Origin of the sequence: Pantoea sp. IMH, from assembly GCF_000599885.1 — a bacterium.
GTDB lineage: Bacteria > Pseudomonadota > Gammaproteobacteria > Enterobacterales > Enterobacteriaceae > Erwinia.
The window spans coordinates 256,031-271,773 of sequence record NZ_JFGT01000006.1 but is presented as its reverse complement, the minus strand read 5'-3'; the positions used below and the strand labels follow the sequence as shown (position 1 = coordinate 271,773).

The following is a 15,743-nucleotide window of genomic DNA, read 5'->3' as shown; positions in this document are numbered from 1 at the left end:
ATCAGTTAACCGCACCGATCAGCGCATCGAAAATAGTGCTGGCGGTCTGAAGCACTTTGGCGTTGGCCGTGTAGTACTGCTGATAGCGCGTCAGATTGCCATATTCTTCATCCAGGTTAACGCCGGAGACGGACTGCTGCTGATTCGTCAGCTGCGTCACCACTTTTTCCTGCGTTACGCCGGTCGTTTTCAGGTTGCTGGTTTTATTCCCAACGTCGGCCACCATGCTGGCATAAGCCTGAGTCAGTGAACTGTTACCGGTAATCACTTTTTTGGTTTGCAGATCCACCAGCGCCTGAGCGTTGTTGTTATTGCTTATTCCATCATCGGCACTGGCGGCGGCAACTTTAGCCTCATCGGTGATATTAACGCCCATACTGACGATGACGTCAGAGACCGGCTTCACCAGGAAGCTGTCTTTTCCTGCTGGCGTACCATCCACGGTCACTTTCAGCCCGTCGAAACTCAGTACGGGCTTACCGTTTTCAGCCGTCACCGTCGCGGCAATGCTGCTGTTGTCGGAAAGACGGGTCACGTTCCAGCTGTTGCTGTCCTGATCGAAGCTGACTTTGTAGTTTGACGCCTGCACTTTACTGGTGTCGGTCCACGCCACACTCAGTGAACCTGTGCCGCTGTTTTTCGCATTGGAGACGACAGCCGTGGTGCCCAGGTTAAAGAAGGCTTCTCCAGCATCGCCGTTGCTGTCAAAACCGGCCTGGTGCTGCGTGTTGAAGCTGTCACCCAGCGCCAGCGCCAGTTGGCCTATCTGATTACGCGTATTGTCCAGATCGGAGCGGAAAGCGAGCAGCCCGCCAAGCGAACCGTTAGTCACCAGTCTTTCCGGGATTTCCGTGGTTTTGCCGCTGGTGGAATCGACCGTGGCAATGGTAGTGCGGCCCGGATCGCTGCTCGACGGTACGGCCGCCAGCTGACTGTAGCCGCTGCCCTGCACCAGCGAAATGCCGCTGCTCATGCTGATATTGTAGCTACCGCCATCCTGTTGACTGACAGTGACGCCCACCAGCTTATTCAGGTTATTGACCAGTTGATCGCGCTGATCCATCAGATCGTTAGGTTCGCTGCCCGCGCCAGCGCCCTTGAGCTTGGTGATCTGCTCATTGACGTTCGCGATCTGCTTAGCGTAACTGTTGATCTGTTCAACGGTAGCGGTGACAGACGTATTGAGGCTGCGATCCAGATTGCGCAAATAGGTATCGGTCACCTGGAACTGGTTTACCAGCCCGTCGGCTTTGCCCAGCATCGTCTGACGGGCTGACGGATCGGACGCGTTACTGACCAGCGTCTGGATAGAGCTGAAAAAGTCCTGAATGTTCGTCGACAGCGTGTTGGTCGTGCTGGAGAACATATCATCGATGTTGGAGAGCTGCTGGTACTGCGTCTTCAGCGCGCTCGACTGCGTGTCAGCGCTGCGCAGCTGATTGGTAATAAAGGAATCATATTCGCGGTTGACGCTGGCAACCGACACGCCGTTACCGTAATAATTATTGCCGCTCAGCGTACTGTTCGCCTGGGCCAGAATGGTTGTCTGGCGAGAATAGCCCGCGACGTTGTAGTTGCTGATGTTATTACTGGTCGTATTCAACGCGGCTTGGGCAGCGCCCAGCCCACTCATGGCGGTATTAATTAAATTGGACATGTCGGTTCCTTGTTTACCCTGACACAGCACGGGCCGGCATTAGTGGCCGGCGCGGATTTACGCTCATCCGGCCTGAAGAGGTTATCGGTTCGCCAGCGGCAAACTTGAGTAAAAAATCAGAAGAAATCACCAAGATCCTGGGTATAGGCTTTCACCACTTTTTCACCCATATTTTTGAATTGCTCAATCATTCCCACCAGCTTTTGTGCATATTTCGGGTCGGTCGCGTAACCCGCAGCCTGCAACGCTCTTGCGCCCTGCTCCGGCGTGTCCGCCGTGGTCACCGCCGCATAGCGCGGATTTTTGGTGATCAGGCTGACATAGTCGTTAAGCGCTTCAAAATAGGAGTCATAAACACGGAATTTGGCCTTCACCTTTTTCGCCTCACCGTTCTCATATTCGGTGGTGGTGATCTCCGTGGTTTTCCCCTGCCAGCTTCCGGTTGCCTTGATACCAAACAGGTTGTGGCTCGGACGGCCATCAGCGGTCATGATTTGGCGCTGTCCCCAGCCTGATTCAAGCGCGGCCTGCGCCAGGATCAGATGATGCGGGATACCGGTTCCGGCGCTGACTTCTTTAGCTGGCTGTGACAGTTTGGCGATGAAGTCGCTGCTGTCACCGCTGAGCGGTCTGTCTGCCGCAGCGGGCAGACGCGGTACCGCCCTGCGCACAATGCGCTCCTGCTCGGCCATTTCCAGGGCCAGCGGCGGCAGCGTGTTGATAAAGTTTTTATCCAGCAGCATCGGCACGGTGCCCGCTTTTTCGTCCGGCGGCTGAGCCTGCGCCATCTGTTTGACCATCATATCGGCCAGGCCCAGCCCTTTAGCGGCGATCTGCTGCCCAATCTGCTGATCGTACATCGAGGTATAAAGCCGCGTCTGTTCGGTGCTCATCAGACCATCCTGCGGCAGCGCCTGACGCATGCTTTTCAGCATCATCTGTACGAACATTCCTTCAACCTGCTTCGCCACTTCCTTCGCATGTGCCTGCGGGTCGTTGCCAGCCTGACGTTTCAGGTCATTCAGCGAGCGGCTGTCATACGCCGCTCCCATCAGAGATTGGGTATTACTCATCAGATTATTTCCAGTTTGGCATGCAGACAGCCTGCGCTGTCCATCGACTGCAGAATGGACATCAGATCGATTGGCGTGGCGCCGAGCGCGTTGAGGGCACGTACAACGCTGTTCAGGTTGGCGCTGGCCGTCACGCTTTGCAGCGCTCCGCCGCTCTGGCGCAGATCGATTTGCGTCTCAGGCGTCACCACGGTCTGGCCGCCAGCCAGCGGCGTATCGGGCTGATTCACGTTCTGCTGCTGGTTTACCGTCACCGACAGGTTGCCCTGAGCGATAGCACAACTGCTCAGCATCACTTCGCGATTCATGACCACAGAACCGGTACGTGAGTTGATGATGACTTTGGCATCCTGCACCGGCATAGCGACGTTGATATTCTGTATATCGGCCAGCAGGCGAACCTGAGACGTATTGTTTGCCGAAACGCGAACCTGGACCGTTCTGCCATCGAGTGCCTGCGCCGAACCGTAGCCGCTGCGGCTGTTGATGGCGTCGCTGATACGCTGCGCCATGCTGAAATCTTCCCGGTTAAGCAACAGATTGATGGTATCCGAAGTACCAAAGTTGTTCGGCAGTTCACGCTCAATGGTGGCGCCGCCGGTGATACGTCCGCCGTTCACCTGGTTGACCTGCACGCTGCTGCCTCCGGCGGCGGCAGATGCGCCACCTACCAGAATATTGCCCTGCGCCAGCGCATAAACCTGATTGTCCACGCCCTTCAACGGGGTCATCAGCAGCGTACCGCCGCGCAGGCTTTTGGCGTTCCCCATTGAGGAAACCACCACATCAATCACCTGTCCCTGACGGCCAAAGGCGGGCAGCTTGGCGGTCACCATAACCGCCGCCACGTTTTTCAGCTGCATGTTGGTGCCAGCCGGCACGGTAATGCCGAGCTGGGAGAGCATGTTGTTCAGGCTCTGCGTGGTAAAAGGCGTCTGAGTGGTCTGATCGCCAGACCCATCAAGGCCGACAACCAGGCCGTAACCAATCAGGGAGTTTTCCCGTACGCCGCCCACCGTGGTCAGATCGCGGATGCGGTCAGCCTGAGCCAGTGCGCTGACGCCAGCCAGCAAAAGCAGAGCGAGTTGAAGCATAATCTTACGCATGTAAGCCTCTTAAAACGGTGACAGGTTCAGGAAGAACCGTTGCAGCCAGCCCATCGTCTGCGCCTCATTGATATAGCCGTTGCCGACATATTCAATGCGGGCATCCGCCACCTGTGTCGATATCACACTGTTACTGCCGCTGATGGTGCGCGGGTTAACCACCCCAGAGAAGCGGATAAATTCCGTGCCCTGGTTAATTTCGATCTGTTTCTCACCGACGACGTTCAGGTTGCCGTTTGGCAGTACCTGGTTAACGGTCACGGTGATGGTACCGGTGAAGGTGTTATTGGCGGTTGCGCCACCCTTACCGGCAAAATCACTGGTGCCTGAGGCGTCAAAATTGACCTTATCCCCACCCAGCAGACCGGTCAGCGAGCCTGGCAGGGCATTCAGCCCCAGCGTACTGCTGCCGTTGCGCCCGGCTGAAGCCGACGAGCTTTTGCTCGCGCTGACATTTTCCTGAAGAACAATGGTCAGCGTATCGCCGATATTACGCGGGCGACGATCCTCGAACAGCGGCTGGTAGCCGTAGTTCATCGGCATCATGCCCTGAAAAATAGAGCCGTTAACCACCGGCGGCGAAGCAGGCAGCGGCTGGGCCGTTGTCACACCCTCAACCAGCGGCTTACGTGGAACCAGAGCACAACCGTTAAGCGTCAGCAGCAGCAACGCGACCAACAAACGTCCAGGCACTGAGATTTGCTTCGCCATGGAATAACTACCTTTAATAATCAAGAGATTGCTTTTATTAAGGGCCGGGCAAGCCCGGCCGTTACGACAAGTACAGTGCCGCGAATTACAACTGGGTCAGCTTGGCCAGCATCTGATCGGATGTGCTGATTGCTTTGCTGTTAATCTCGTAAGCGCGCTGAGTCTGGATCATGCTGACCAGCTCTTCGGCGACGTTTACGTTAGATGTTTCGACGTAACCCTGATAAAGCAGGCCCGCGCCGTTGTTGCCTGGTGCGCTGTCGGTGGGTGCGCCTGATGCCTGGGTTTCCTGATAAAGGTTTTCACCTTTACTTTCCAGACCCGCATCGTTGATAAAGGTGCTCAGCGTAAGCTGACCAACCTGTACCGGCTGCGCCTGACCCTGCTGCGTGACACTGACCACACCGTCACGACCAATGGTCATGCTCAGTGAGTTCGCCGGGATGGTGATGGCAGGCTGAACAGGAAAGCCGCCGTTGGTCACCAACTGGCCATTCTGGTCAGTCTGAAACGAACCGTCACGGGTGTAAGCCAGGGTGCCGTCCGGCATCTGTACCTGGAAGAAGCCCTGCCCGCTGATCGCCACATCTTTTGATGAGTCAGTTTTGTTCAGGTTACCCTGAGTGTGCAGGCGCTCGGTGGCGACTGGTCGCGTACCGGTACCAATCTGCATACCGGAAGGCAGCGTCGTCTGCTCGGAAGACTGTGCGCCCGGCTGACGCAGCGTCTGATACATCAAATCTTCAAAAACCGCACGCTGGCGTTTAAAGCCGTTGGTGCTGACGTTTGCCAGGTTGTTGGAGATGACGTCCATATTTGTCTGCTGGGCGTCAAGGCCAGTTTTGGCAATCCATAAGGAACGAATCATTCAGTTTTCCTCTGCGCTTAGCTCATCGACAGCAGCTGGTTAGCGCGTTGTTCATTCTCATTGACGCTTGAGATCACTTTCATCTGCATCTCAAAGCGGCGTGCGTTGGCGATCATGTCGACCATGGTTTCGATCGGCTTAACGTTGCTGCCTTCCAGCACGCCAGGCATGACCTGTATGGTCGGATCGTTTTGCAGAACGGCACCGCGCTGGGCCTGGGTGCTGGCGTTAGGACGGAACAAGCCGTCATCGCCGCGCACCACTTCAGACCCCACCGCTTTCACCAGCTTCAGACGGCCCAGCTGGACAGTCGCATTCGGCGGATCGCCCGGATTCAGCGCGGTAATCGATCCGTCGGCCGCGATGGTGATTTCAGAACCCTGCGGCACGGCAATCGGTCCGCCGTCGCCCATCACCAGGTTGCCCTGGATGGTGAGCTGGCCCGCCGGATCTAACTGCATGTTACCGTTGCGGGTATAGGCCTCGGTGCCATCGGGCGCACGAACCGCCAGCCAGCCATCCTGCCTCACCGCAACGTCCAGCGAACGTTCGGTGTAGTCCATTGCGCCGGGAGACATATCCGACCCGGGCGTTGACGCTGTGACCAGCGTGCGCGTCGGCAGCGACAAGCCCTGCACCGGCACGGCACGCATGGCGTTGAGCTGTGCGCGGAAGCCGGGTGTGGAGGCGTTGGCCAGGTTGCTGGACGTTACTGCCTGCCGTTCGAGGGTCTGACTGGCAGCCCCCATTGCGGTATATATCGCGTGATCCATAAGACGATCCTGTTAGCCGTATTAGCGCAGGTTGACCAGGGTGTTAAGGATCTGGTCCTGCGTTTTGATGGTCTGGGCGTTTGACTGATAGTTACGCTGTGCGACGATCATGTTGACCAGCTCTTTACTCAGGTCAACGTTGGAGGATTCCAGCGCACCTGCGGTCAGCGTGCCAAGGTTACCGGTGCCGGCAAGACCGACCAGCGCCTGACCGGAGGTGTTTGTCGCGGACCAGACGTTATTGCCTTCTGACTTCAGCCCTTCCGGGTTAGCGAAGTTAGCCAGAGCGATCTGGCCCAGCACCTGGGTCTTCTCGTTGGAGTAGTTACCAACCAGGGTGCCGTCGTTGTTGATCTGGTAGCTGGTCAGTTCGCCCGGTTTGTAGCCGTCCTGAGTCGGGTTACCGAAGGTGCTGGTACCGGTGTTCTGCTGCTGACTGTTCAGCATGCTCAGGGTAATTGGCGTCGCTGCTGAACCGTTAAGCGGCAGCAGGTTCAGCGTCTGCACGGCGGAAGAGGTCAGCTGACCGCTGGTGTTGAACGACATATCAAAAGTGCCAACATCTGCCGTAGGATCCGCGGCGCTGGCATCCTTCACGTTCGCCGTCCACTCACCTGCGGCGGTTTTGGTGAAGTAAAGGTTCAGCGTATGTTCGTTACCCAGCGAGTCAAAGGTGGTCATGGACGCTTTGCTGTTATAGGTATCCGGATCGTTGATATCGAGCGGGGTTTTGGTCGGCACGCTGTCGGTTGAGTTCAGGTTAGCCACCAGCGCCGCCGTGGAGGTGGCTTTTGCTGACATGGCGGTGGTCGGCACGCTCAGGCCAACCGGGTTAGCACCGGTCTGGACAGCAGGTGGCGTACCTGTTGCCGGGTAACCGGTCAGCTGCAGGCCATCGGCATTCACGATGTTGCGGTTGGCATCCAGGGTGAACTGGCCGTTACGGCTGTAGTAGACCGCGCCATTTGGATCGGCCATACGGAAAAAACCTGACTGGCTGATCGCCACGTCAAGGCCACGGCTGGTCGAGGTGGTGGTGCCGTCGTTAAAGTCCTGCGTTACCGCTGCCACTTTGACGCCCAGACCCACTTTTGAGCCGGCAAACATATCGGCAAAAGAAACGGTCGCAGATTTAAAGCCCACGGTCGCGGAGTTAGAGATGTTGTTACCAATAACGTCAAGGTTACTGGAGGCGGCGTTCAAGCCGCTTACTGCCTGTGAAAAGCCCATGAGTTCACTCCTGGATAAGGGTTAAGTGGTTAAATAATCTGACGAACGTTCGCGAGGGTGGTTTTCCCCAACGTGCCGAGGTCTAAAACGGCACCGCTGGCGTCGTTAGTTACCCCGGTAACCAGTGCGTAGTTCAGCGGCTGCGAAACCAGTGGGCCTGAAGCGTTGCTGGCGCTGAGTGAAACCTGGTATTTACCGTCTGCGGCGGTGGTGCCATCCGTCGTTGTGCCGTCCCAGGCGAAGGTATGTACCCCGGCGCTAAGACCACCAAGCTCAATAGTTTTGACAATTTTGCCTGACGCATCGGTAATGGTGGCCTGAGTGGCGGTTGAGGCCTGATCCAGACTGACGCCGAACGGCGTGGTGTCGCCGCTGCCGACCAGAATCTGTGACCCATTCACCATCACGCCGTGACCAATCAGGGCGGAAGCCTGCAGCGATTGTCCGCTGTTGATCTGACCGGAAATCGAACCCAGCGTGGTATTGAGCTTCTCGATACCGCTCAGGGTGTTGATCTGTGCCAGCTGCGTGGTGAGCTGGCTGTTATCCATCGGATTGGTCGGGTCCTGGTTTTTCAACTGGGTGACCAGCAGCGTCAGGAAGTTATTTTGCAGGTCAGCCGAGGAGTTCTCCGTCGTTGACGTTGCTGTTTTGATTGCGCTGTAGTCCAGGGACTCATTAACGCCTACTGCAATGCCCATCTGCCCGCTCCTTATTGACCAATCGTCAGGGTTTTCATCATCATTTGCTTCACGGTGTTTAACACCTCGACGTTCGCCTGGTAGCTGCGTGAAGCTGACATGGTGTTAACCGTTTCACTCACAACGTCCACGTTTGGCATCTTCACGTAGCCTTTCGCATCCGCCATCGGATTACCGGGTTCATAGACGAGCTTCGCCGGCGTTGGATCGTCAACGACCTGCGAGACACGTACGCCGCCGGTTGGCGAGCCAGGCATGGCCGCCGTCTGGAAAACTACCTGCTTGGCGACGTAAGGCTGGCCGTCCGGCCCGGTGACGCTGTCGGCGTTTGCCAGGTTACTGGCGCTGACGTTCAGCCGCTGGGACTGCGCATTCATCGCCGATCCCGCTATATCAAAAATGTTCAGTAAAGCCATAAATTATTGCCCCTGTAGCACGGACATCATGCCTTTGATCTGACCGCTGATCATGGTCAGATCCGTCTGGTATTTCAGGCTGTTATCCGCGAATTGAGTACGTTCCCGGTCCATATCTACCGTGTTGCCATCCATCGCAGGCTGATCCGGGATGCGGTACAGCAGGTCCATGGAAGGCGGTTGCAGCGTTTCCGCAGGAATATGACGAGCCGACGTCACCGCCAGCGACAGCCCTGATCCAGGCGCACGGCCCTGCTCCATCACCTTATTCAGCTGGCTGGCGAAATCGATATCGCGAGCCTGATAGCCGGGCGTGTCAGCGTTGGCAATGTTGGATGCCAGGATTTCCTGCCGCTGGGCACGCAGGTTTAATGCTTCGGTATTAAACCGTAATGCCGCGTCCAGTTTGTCGAGCATGCTTCCTCCGCAAATGAAAATTCAGAGCTGACAGCATATCGCGCGGTGAAAAGGACTATCGCCGGAATAGCGCGTAAATTCGTCGCTAATTTGCGCCTTGAACAGGAGGGACTCGCGGGTAGAATCGGTGCCATGTTGAATAAGGGGATGAGAAGATGCGCGGAGTAATCTGTCTGCTGACGGCGATTTTAGGGCTGTTTCCGGTGCTGGCCAGCGCTGGCGACCTGACCGCGCAGCTAACGCAATTTTTTACCACACGCTATGGGGAAAGCGGACAGCGTGCCGATACCCTCACCGTAGTGGTGAAAACGCCTCAGTCCCAGTGGCCCGCCTGTGATAATCCGCAGTTTTCCCTGCCGGGCAACAGCCGCATGTGGGGCAATATGAGCGTGGCGGCCAGCTGCGATCAAAACCGCCGCTACCTTCAGGTTCAGCTCCAGGTGACCGGCGAGTATGTGGTGGCGGCACGTGCGGTTCGCCGCGGCACGCCGCTGACAGAGGCGGATATCAAGCTTGAGCATGGGCGCCTTGATACGCTCCCTGCACGCACCGTGATGACCGCCGCCGAGGTCACCGATGCGATTGCTCTGCGCGACATCATGCCCGGACAGCCGCTCTCGCTGATGATGGTCAGGCAGCCCTGGCGCGTGAAAGCGGGACAGAACGTCACGGTAACCGCGCGCGGCGAGGGATTTAACATCACCAGCGACGGCCGCGCGATGAATAATGCGACCGCCGCGCAGCGGGTCAGAGTCCGCATGAATAACGGTCAGATTGTCAGTGGTGAAGTGGCGCCTGATGGGAATATTCTTATATCGCTATAAATGCTTATAAAAGGCTAAAGCTGGCTTCCCTGTTGCCGATAGTGTAAATAACAGACGTCATACACTAACGCTTATCGGGCGGATTTTGCCTGAGACTTAAGGAGTCAGATATGAGCATCGAAAGAACTCAGCCTGTAAAACCGGGCAGCACTATTCAGCAGCGCGAAACCAGCGAACCTGCTGCGCCGAAAGCTCGTCCGGCAGAAACAAATACCCCCGTAGCCGGGACTCAGGTCGTGCTGAGCGGCGCGCAGTCGCAGCTGACCAAAGCCAGCTCACAGGACATTAACACCGCCCGCGTGGAAGAGCTTAAGACGGCTATCCGTAACGGCGAACTGAAGATGGATAGTGGCAAAATCGCCGACGCCCTGATTCAGGAAGCGAAAGATTCTTTGGAAGGTAATTAACAACATGCAAAAGCTGCTGACCTCGCTGGATAAAATGCTGGAAGTACTGGGAAGTCTCGCCGACGTAATGCTGGCAGAGCAGGAACAGCTCTCCGGCGGGCAGATCAACAGCAGCCTGCTCCAACGTATCACCGAAGACAAAAGCTCCCTGCTGGCCACGCTCAATTTTATCGAGCAGATGCGACGGGATGCGGAAAAAGAGGCCGGGGTTCATGCGCCCTACAGCCGCCATCCTGATATGGCCCGCCGCTGGGCTGCCATTCAGGAACAGACCGTTAAGCTGCGGGACACTAACCTGCACAATGGGTTGCTGTTAAATCACCAGATTGATTTTACCGGGCAGGCGCTGGAGGTGCTTAGACCTCACCAGACGCAGAAATTCTACGGTCCGGATGGTCAGGCCACCACCAGCAGTTTTATCAGCCGTAAAGTTTAAATCCGATGTTGTAGCGGAGAGTCACGGATAAGCATTCAGACCCCGGCGCAGTGTAACTGCGCCGGGGTTGTGTTTATTCAGAGTGTGGTGCGGCGGGCAAAATCGCGCAGACGAAAGCCCAGCGCCATCAGCACCAGGAAGTAAACGCTCCCACCCACAGCGCAAACTGCCGCAAGCCGCAGCAGACGCCACGCCATATTGCCGACCTCCCACTCAGGCATTACCCACAACATACCCACCAGCGCGGCGGCCATCGCCACCAATGCGATAAAAAGACGCAGAAGGAAACTGAACCAGCCCGGCTGCGGGTGGAAAATTTTCTGCTTGCGCAACTGCCAGTAGAGCAGCGAGGCGTTCAGACAGGCCGCCAGACCAATCGACAGGGCCAGCCCGGCATGCTTCAGCGGACCAATAAAAGCCAGGTTCATTAATTGCGTCACGATCAGCGTGACGATGGCGATTTTCACCGGCGTTTTGATGTTCTGCCGCGAATAAAAGCCCGGCGCCAGCACTTTTACCACAATCAGCCCCATCAGCCCGACCGAATAAGCGACCAGAGCACGTTGCGTCATCGCCGCATCGAAGGCGGTGAACTTGCCATACTGAAACAGCGCCACGGTCAGCGCCTTGGCCAGAATCCCGAGCGCCACCGCGCTTGGCAATGCCAGCAGGAAACAGAGGCGCAGGCCCCAGTCCATCAGGCGCGAATACTCATCGTGATTGCCGCTGGAGAAACTCTTCGCCAGTGACGGCAGCAAAATGGTGCCCAGCGCCACGCCCAGCACGCCGGAGGGAAATTCCATCAGGCGGTCGGCGTAGTACATCCAGGAAACCGAACCCGATACCAGAAAAGAAGCAAAAATAGTGTTAATGATTAGCGAGATCTGGCTGACCGAAACGCCTAAAATCGCCGGCCCCATCTGACGCATTACCCGCCAGACGCCCGCGTCTTTGAGATTAAGCCTCGGCAGCACCAGCATGCCGATTTTGCGCAGATGAGGAAGCTGATAGCCGAGCTGAAGGACGCCGCCGGCGACAACCGCCCAGGCGAGCGCCAGCACCGGCGGGTTAAAATAGGGGGCGGCAAACAGGGCAAAGCTAATCATGCTGATATTAAGCAGCGTCGGCGCAAACGCCGGAACCGAAAAACGATTCCAGGTATTGAGGATTGCGCCGGAAAGCGAAGCCAGCGAAATCAGCATGATATAGGGGAAGGTGATGCGTAGCAGGGAAGAGGTCAGTTCAAATTTCGCCTGAGTGTCGGCAAAACCGGGCGCCGTGGCGAGGATTACCCAGGGCGCGGCAAACATACCCAGCACGGTGACCAGCGCCAGCGCCAGCGTCAGTAGCCCGGAGACATAAGCGATAAAGACCCGCGTCGCCTCTTCGCCCTGCTGGCTTTTATATTCGGCAAGGATCGGCACAAATGCCTGGGAGAAAGCCCCTTCGGCAAAAATACGGCGGAGCAGATTAGGCAGCTTAAAGGCGACGAAAAAGGCATCTGTCGCCATCCCGGCGCCAAAAACTCTTGCGACAATGGCGTCGCGGGCAAATCCCAGCACGCGCGAAAAGAGCGTCATCGAACTGACCGCCGCCAGCGATTTTAACAGGTTCATGTTCTTCCTGATGGTTCCACTTGATAGGTGACTGAGCCACAGCGGGCGTCTGACCGGCCAGGGCGACCGGTCAGGAATCGGCATAGTCTACTGATGCTGAAGGAAATAACCACTTTCGTTTGTTACAGCGGATTATTCGCGGTCGCTATCCCGCCAGAGTTTCTCGACGATACGCTGCGCCATCAGCGCCTGCTCACCTGAGGTCTGCGGCATTGTCTGATTTTGTACGCAGCTGATAAAGTGGTGCGCCGCCCCCATAAATCCCCGCTGTTCCAGTGTGCTCATCCAGCCCGGCACCGGGTCGATAACCATCTTCCCTTCCGTTTCCTGCTGATAGTCCCGCATATCGTGCAGATGCCAGACGCTGCGCTCCGCTATCGCCATGACCGTCTCGCGCTGAGTGCCTGCGCGCCGGTGCATGCTGGTGGTTATCAGCGCCGGACCGCTGCTGAAATGGTGTTCGGCATAGAGCATTTCTCCCGCCCCGCTGGTCTGAATGATGCCGCTTTGCAGTTTTCCACTGCCGCCGCCCAGCCAGAGCGCCGTATCGACGACGTGAAGATAATCATCCAGCAGCGTAAAGAAAAGATCGTGCGGGCCAACGCTGTCGCTGCGGTGTTTATCCATTCTCAGCGAGGCGGGCGCCTCCATCTGCCCTTTAAGTTGCAGATAACGCGGTGCAAATCGACGGTTAAATGCCACCATCAGCTTGCGGCCAAGACGGTGAGCCAGCGCGACCAGCTCTTCCGCCTCGTTCAGCTTCGCCGCCAGCGGCTTGTCCACGCACACATCCACTCCCGCCAGCAGCAGCTGCTTAACGATGGCGAAATGGCTGTCGGTTGAGGTATGAACGAACACGGCATCGCAGGCGGCTGCCAGCGAGTCCAGGGATGAAAAGAGGGGGATCCGGTAGCTGTCGCAGATCGGTTTTGCCTTCGCCTGATTCGGTGAAAAGGCGCCGGCAATCTGCCAGTCACCGGTCCTGGTCACCACCGGCAGCCAGGCTTTTTGCGCAATGCTTCCCAGCCCCACAATGCCAATCCGCAGTTGTCTCATCTCAGGTTCCTTGTGTCAGTTTAGCCAGTTGCTGCTGCATTTCCGCGACCTGTCGCTCCAGTTCAGCGACTCGTTCTGCAAGGTCAATATCACTTTGTTCTGTCTCCGGCGTGGCAGGGGATTCGTCAACATCGCCGCTGAAGAGATGCATGTAGCGACTTTCCCGCTTGCCTGGCTCCCGCGCCAGCCGGACGACAAAGGGGCCATCTTCACGGGTCGCCAGCCTTTCCAGCGCCTGCTCCACTTCCCCCATATCGGTAAACTCATGCAGGCGGCCGCTGCGCGTCCGTAATTCGCCCGGCGTCTGCGCCCCTCTCAACAGCAGCGTGGTGATAATTGCCAGCTCGGCGGGGGAAAATTTTAGCTGGCCGAACGCCGTATTGCAGAATCGGTGTTCATATTTCACCACCCGGTTGCCAAAACCACTTTGCGGCGTGACAAGGTGTTTTTTTACCAGCTCGTCCAGCGTCTCCTGCACCGCCACTTCGCTCAGCGTCATCACCGGCTCCCGGTTTGACTTCTGGTTACAGGCGGTGACAACGCCGTTAAGGGACATTGGGTACTGTTCCGGTGTGGTGACCTGCTTTTCCAGCAGACAGCCAAGCGTACGCGCCTCGACGGGCGACAAAAGCATTTTCATGGTGTGATTATCCGCGTCTTTCCGGTGTCCATTCTCTGGACGTCAGGGCCGTCAGCACGTGATCCTGCCAGCGGCCATCAATCAATAAATAGGCTTTGGCGTAGCCCTCTTTCTCGAACCCCAGGCGCGCCAGCAGGTTACCGCTTCGCTGATTATGCGGCATATAGTTCGCCATGATACGGTGAATGCGCTGCTGACGCTGCATATAGCGGATAGCGGCCTGTAACGCTTCAAACATCATTCCCTGCCCCTGCCATTTCTCACCGAGCGAATAGCCCAGATAGCAGGCGTGAAAGGAGCCACGCACCACGTTGCTGAAGTTTGCCACGCCCCGCACCTCATTTTCATCCGGATCCATTACCGCGAAATAGAAAGCGCTGCCCTGTTTATGCATATCGGTAATTAACCCCAGGCGCGCCTGCCAGCCAGATGGATAGCAGTGGCTCTCATCGCGTACCGGCTCCCAGGGCTTCAGAAAGGTGCGGTTTTCAGCATAGTAATCAGCGAGACGCCAGGCATCACGCTCGTGGACGAGGCGTACGACCAGCCGGTCAGTGGAGAGGCGCACTTTGGGCGCAGCAGAGCGATAGCCAAACATCTTTTCTCCTGAAATTGGCCGCCAGTGATAACAGTAAACGTTGCTATGTCCACCCGGCAGAACAGCTGCCGTTAAAGGACATTTTCCGCACTTTTCCACACTATAACGCCCGCACGCCATAGCGGTACAACGGGCTGAGGTCATTATGCGGTGTGAATGTTGCTGATAATAGCGAAAAAATCGGGCTGACTGTTCAGTACCCGCGCTAATTTGCTTCCCTGTCATCATAAAAAATCTGACCTTTACAGGGCGACTGCCGACAGGCTGTAAGCCGCTGCGTCAGATTACCCATATGCAGTTCGAGCTTATGCCCATCGGGATCAAGAAAGTAAAGTGAAACACCTTCGCTACGATTTTGTTTCACTACCTCGTCGCATCACAAATGTAAGAACCGGCTCACAGCTTAAGCTGCCTGGCTCAGAAAACGCCAGCGTTAAGGCTGAAATGCCAGGTTTGCCCTCTCAGCGGATCTCTTCCATACTCCTCTAAGGCATTCAAAAGATTAAGGGTGGGAACGCTCACTCCGATCGCCGTAAGGAGGCATTCTTGAAACTGTTTATTTACGAACACTGCCCATTCTGCGTTAAAGCCCGCATGATTTTCGGCCTGAAAAATATCCCGGTTGAACTGGTGGTCATGCAGAACGATGATGAAGCGACGCCGCAAAAAATGGTTGGCCAGAAAATAGCGCCCATTCTGATGAAGGATGACGGAAGCTGTATGCCTGAAAGTCTGGAAATTGTTAATTATGTCGACAAGCTGGATGGGGAACCTTTGCTGACGGGTAAACTTAACCCGGCCATCAGCGACTGGCTGCGGCAGATCAACGGCTACCTGAACAAACTCACCCTGCCCCGTATTGCCGGCGCGTCGTTTGAAGAGTTTGCCACACCGGAGGCGCGTAACTACTTCAAAGAGAAGAAAGAAGCCACTATCGGTGATTTCGAAGAACTTAAGCGCCATGCTGACGGTTTTATCAAAAACGTTAACGATGACCTGCGCAAGCTCGACAAGCTGATCGTCAAGCCAAACGCAGTGAACGGCGAGCTTTCCATGGATGATATTCACCTCTTCCCCGTGCTGCGCTCGCTTACCCTCATCCAGGGCGTTGAATATCCAAGCCGCGTTGCGGATTACCGGGATAATATGGCGAAGCAAACTCAGGTGAACCTGCTCTCCTCCGTGGCGGCCTAGCCTCACCAACAGGGCCGCGC

General features: G+C 56.6%; 18 protein-coding genes and 1 pseudogene. 4 read left to right on the top strand and 15 right to left on the bottom strand.

Translation table 11 applies throughout. From position 1 onward, the window contains the following. Position 1: 1 nt before the first annotated feature. From flgK to flgB, 10 genes are all read right to left on the bottom strand, one after another. The gene (gene flgK / locus EA20_RS0115670; RefSeq protein ID WP_024967726.1) at positions 2–1,657 is read right to left on the bottom strand and encodes a flagellar hook-associated protein FlgK; all 1,656 of its coding nucleotides are present in this window, start codon (positions 1,655–1,657) and stop codon (positions 2–4) included. 116 nt (positions 1,658–1,773) lie between these two features. Further along, the gene (gene flgJ / locus EA20_RS0115665) at positions 1,774–2,730 is read right to left on the bottom strand and encodes a flagellar assembly peptidoglycan hydrolase FlgJ (RefSeq protein WP_024967725.1); all 957 of its coding nucleotides are present in this window, start codon (positions 2,728–2,730) and stop codon (positions 1,774–1,776) included. Further along, entirely contained in the window at positions 2,730–3,836 is a 1,107-nt protein-coding gene (locus EA20_RS0115660) for a flagellar basal body P-ring protein FlgI (RefSeq protein WP_024967724.1), read from the bottom strand. Before EA20_RS0115660 ends, flgJ begins: the two co-directional genes overlap by 1 nt. A gap of 9 nt (positions 3,837–3,845) precedes the next feature. Next, on the bottom strand, positions 3,846–4,547 hold the full coding sequence (locus EA20_RS0115655; RefSeq protein WP_024967723.1) for a flagellar basal body L-ring protein FlgH: 702 nt from the start codon (positions 4,545–4,547) through the stop codon (positions 3,846–3,848). Between the two features lie 85 nt (positions 4,548–4,632). Beyond that, on the bottom strand, positions 4,633–5,415 hold the full coding sequence (flgG, locus tag EA20_RS0115650; RefSeq protein ID WP_024967722.1) for a flagellar basal-body rod protein FlgG: 783 nt from the start codon (positions 5,413–5,415) through the stop codon (positions 4,633–4,635). A 17-nt stretch (positions 5,416–5,432) separates the two neighbouring features. After that, complete coding sequence (locus EA20_RS0115645) at positions 5,433–6,188, bottom strand: flagellar basal body rod protein FlgF (RefSeq protein ID WP_024967721.1); 756 nt, start codon at positions 6,186–6,188, stop codon at positions 5,433–5,435. Between the two features lie 21 nt (positions 6,189–6,209). After that, positions 6,210–7,418 (bottom strand): flagellar hook protein FlgE, encoded by a 1,209-nt coding sequence (gene flgE / locus EA20_RS0115640; protein WP_024967720.1) that lies wholly within the window; start codon positions 7,416–7,418, stop codon positions 6,210–6,212. 29 nt (positions 7,419–7,447) lie between these two features. Next, positions 7,448–8,119 (bottom strand): flagellar hook assembly protein FlgD, encoded by a 672-nt coding sequence (gene flgD, locus EA20_RS0115635; protein ID WP_024967719.1) that lies wholly within the window; start codon positions 8,117–8,119, stop codon positions 7,448–7,450. Positions 8,120–8,130: 11 nt separating this feature from the next. Beyond that, complete coding sequence (gene flgC, locus EA20_RS0115630) at positions 8,131–8,535, bottom strand: flagellar basal body rod protein FlgC (RefSeq protein ID WP_024967718.1); 405 nt, start codon at positions 8,533–8,535, stop codon at positions 8,131–8,133. Positions 8,536–8,538: 3 nt separating this feature from the next. Beyond that, entirely contained in the window at positions 8,539–8,952 is a 414-nt protein-coding gene (gene flgB, locus EA20_RS0115625; protein ID WP_024967717.1) for a flagellar basal body rod protein FlgB, read from the bottom strand. A gap of 155 nt (positions 8,953–9,107) precedes the next feature. On the opposite strand from flgB, the gene flgA reads away from it, so the two are divergent. The 3 genes from flgA (at position 9,108) to flgN (ending at position 10,619) form a co-directional block, all read left to right on the top strand. Further along, positions 9,108–9,776, top strand: coding sequence for a flagellar basal body P-ring formation chaperone FlgA (flgA, locus tag EA20_RS0115620; protein WP_024967716.1), 669 nt, complete (start codon positions 9,108–9,110; stop codon positions 9,774–9,776). 110 nt (positions 9,777–9,886) lie between these two features. Beyond that, positions 9,887–10,183, top strand: coding sequence for a flagellar biosynthesis anti-sigma factor FlgM (gene flgM / locus EA20_RS0115615; RefSeq protein WP_024967715.1), 297 nt, complete (start codon positions 9,887–9,889; stop codon positions 10,181–10,183). A 4-nt stretch (positions 10,184–10,187) separates the two neighbouring features. Further along, positions 10,188–10,619 carry a flagellar export chaperone FlgN gene (flgN, locus tag EA20_RS0115610; RefSeq protein WP_024967714.1) on the top strand — a complete coding sequence of 144 codons (432 nt, stop codon included), beginning with the start codon at positions 10,188–10,190 and terminating at the stop codon, positions 10,617–10,619. Between the two features lie 77 nt (positions 10,620–10,696). Here the strand turns inward: flgN and murJ are convergent, their stop codons facing one another. The 5 genes and pseudogenes from murJ to EA20_RS21130 form a co-directional block, all read right to left on the bottom strand. Continuing rightward, complete coding sequence (gene murJ / locus EA20_RS0115605) at positions 10,697–12,235, bottom strand: murein biosynthesis integral membrane protein MurJ (RefSeq protein WP_024967713.1); 1,539 nt, start codon at positions 12,233–12,235, stop codon at positions 10,697–10,699. A gap of 132 nt (positions 12,236–12,367) precedes the next feature. Beyond that, positions 12,368–13,291 (bottom strand): Gfo/Idh/MocA family protein, encoded by a 924-nt coding sequence (locus EA20_RS0115600; RefSeq protein ID WP_024967712.1) that lies wholly within the window; start codon positions 13,289–13,291, stop codon positions 12,368–12,370. Position 13,292: 1 nt separating this feature from the next. Continuing rightward, the gene (locus EA20_RS0115595) at positions 13,293–13,931 is read right to left on the bottom strand and encodes a DUF480 domain-containing protein (protein WP_024967711.1); all 639 of its coding nucleotides are present in this window, start codon (positions 13,929–13,931) and stop codon (positions 13,293–13,295) included. A gap of 7 nt (positions 13,932–13,938) precedes the next feature. Beyond that, entirely contained in the window at positions 13,939–14,529 is a 591-nt protein-coding gene (gene rimJ, locus EA20_RS0115590) for a ribosomal protein S5-alanine N-acetyltransferase (RefSeq protein WP_024967710.1), read from the bottom strand. 205 nt (positions 14,530–14,734) lie between these two features. Beyond that, positions 14,735–14,896: pseudogene (locus EA20_RS21130) on the bottom strand (hypothetical protein); the annotation flags it as partial. 179 nt (positions 14,897–15,075) lie between these two features. On the opposite strand from EA20_RS21130, the gene grxB reads away from it, so the two are divergent. Beyond that, a complete protein-coding gene (grxB, locus tag EA20_RS0115580; protein ID WP_024967709.1) occupies positions 15,076–15,723 on the top strand; it encodes a glutaredoxin 2 in 648 nt (215 codons plus the stop codon). The last annotated feature ends 20 nt before the right edge of the window (positions 15,724–15,743 follow it).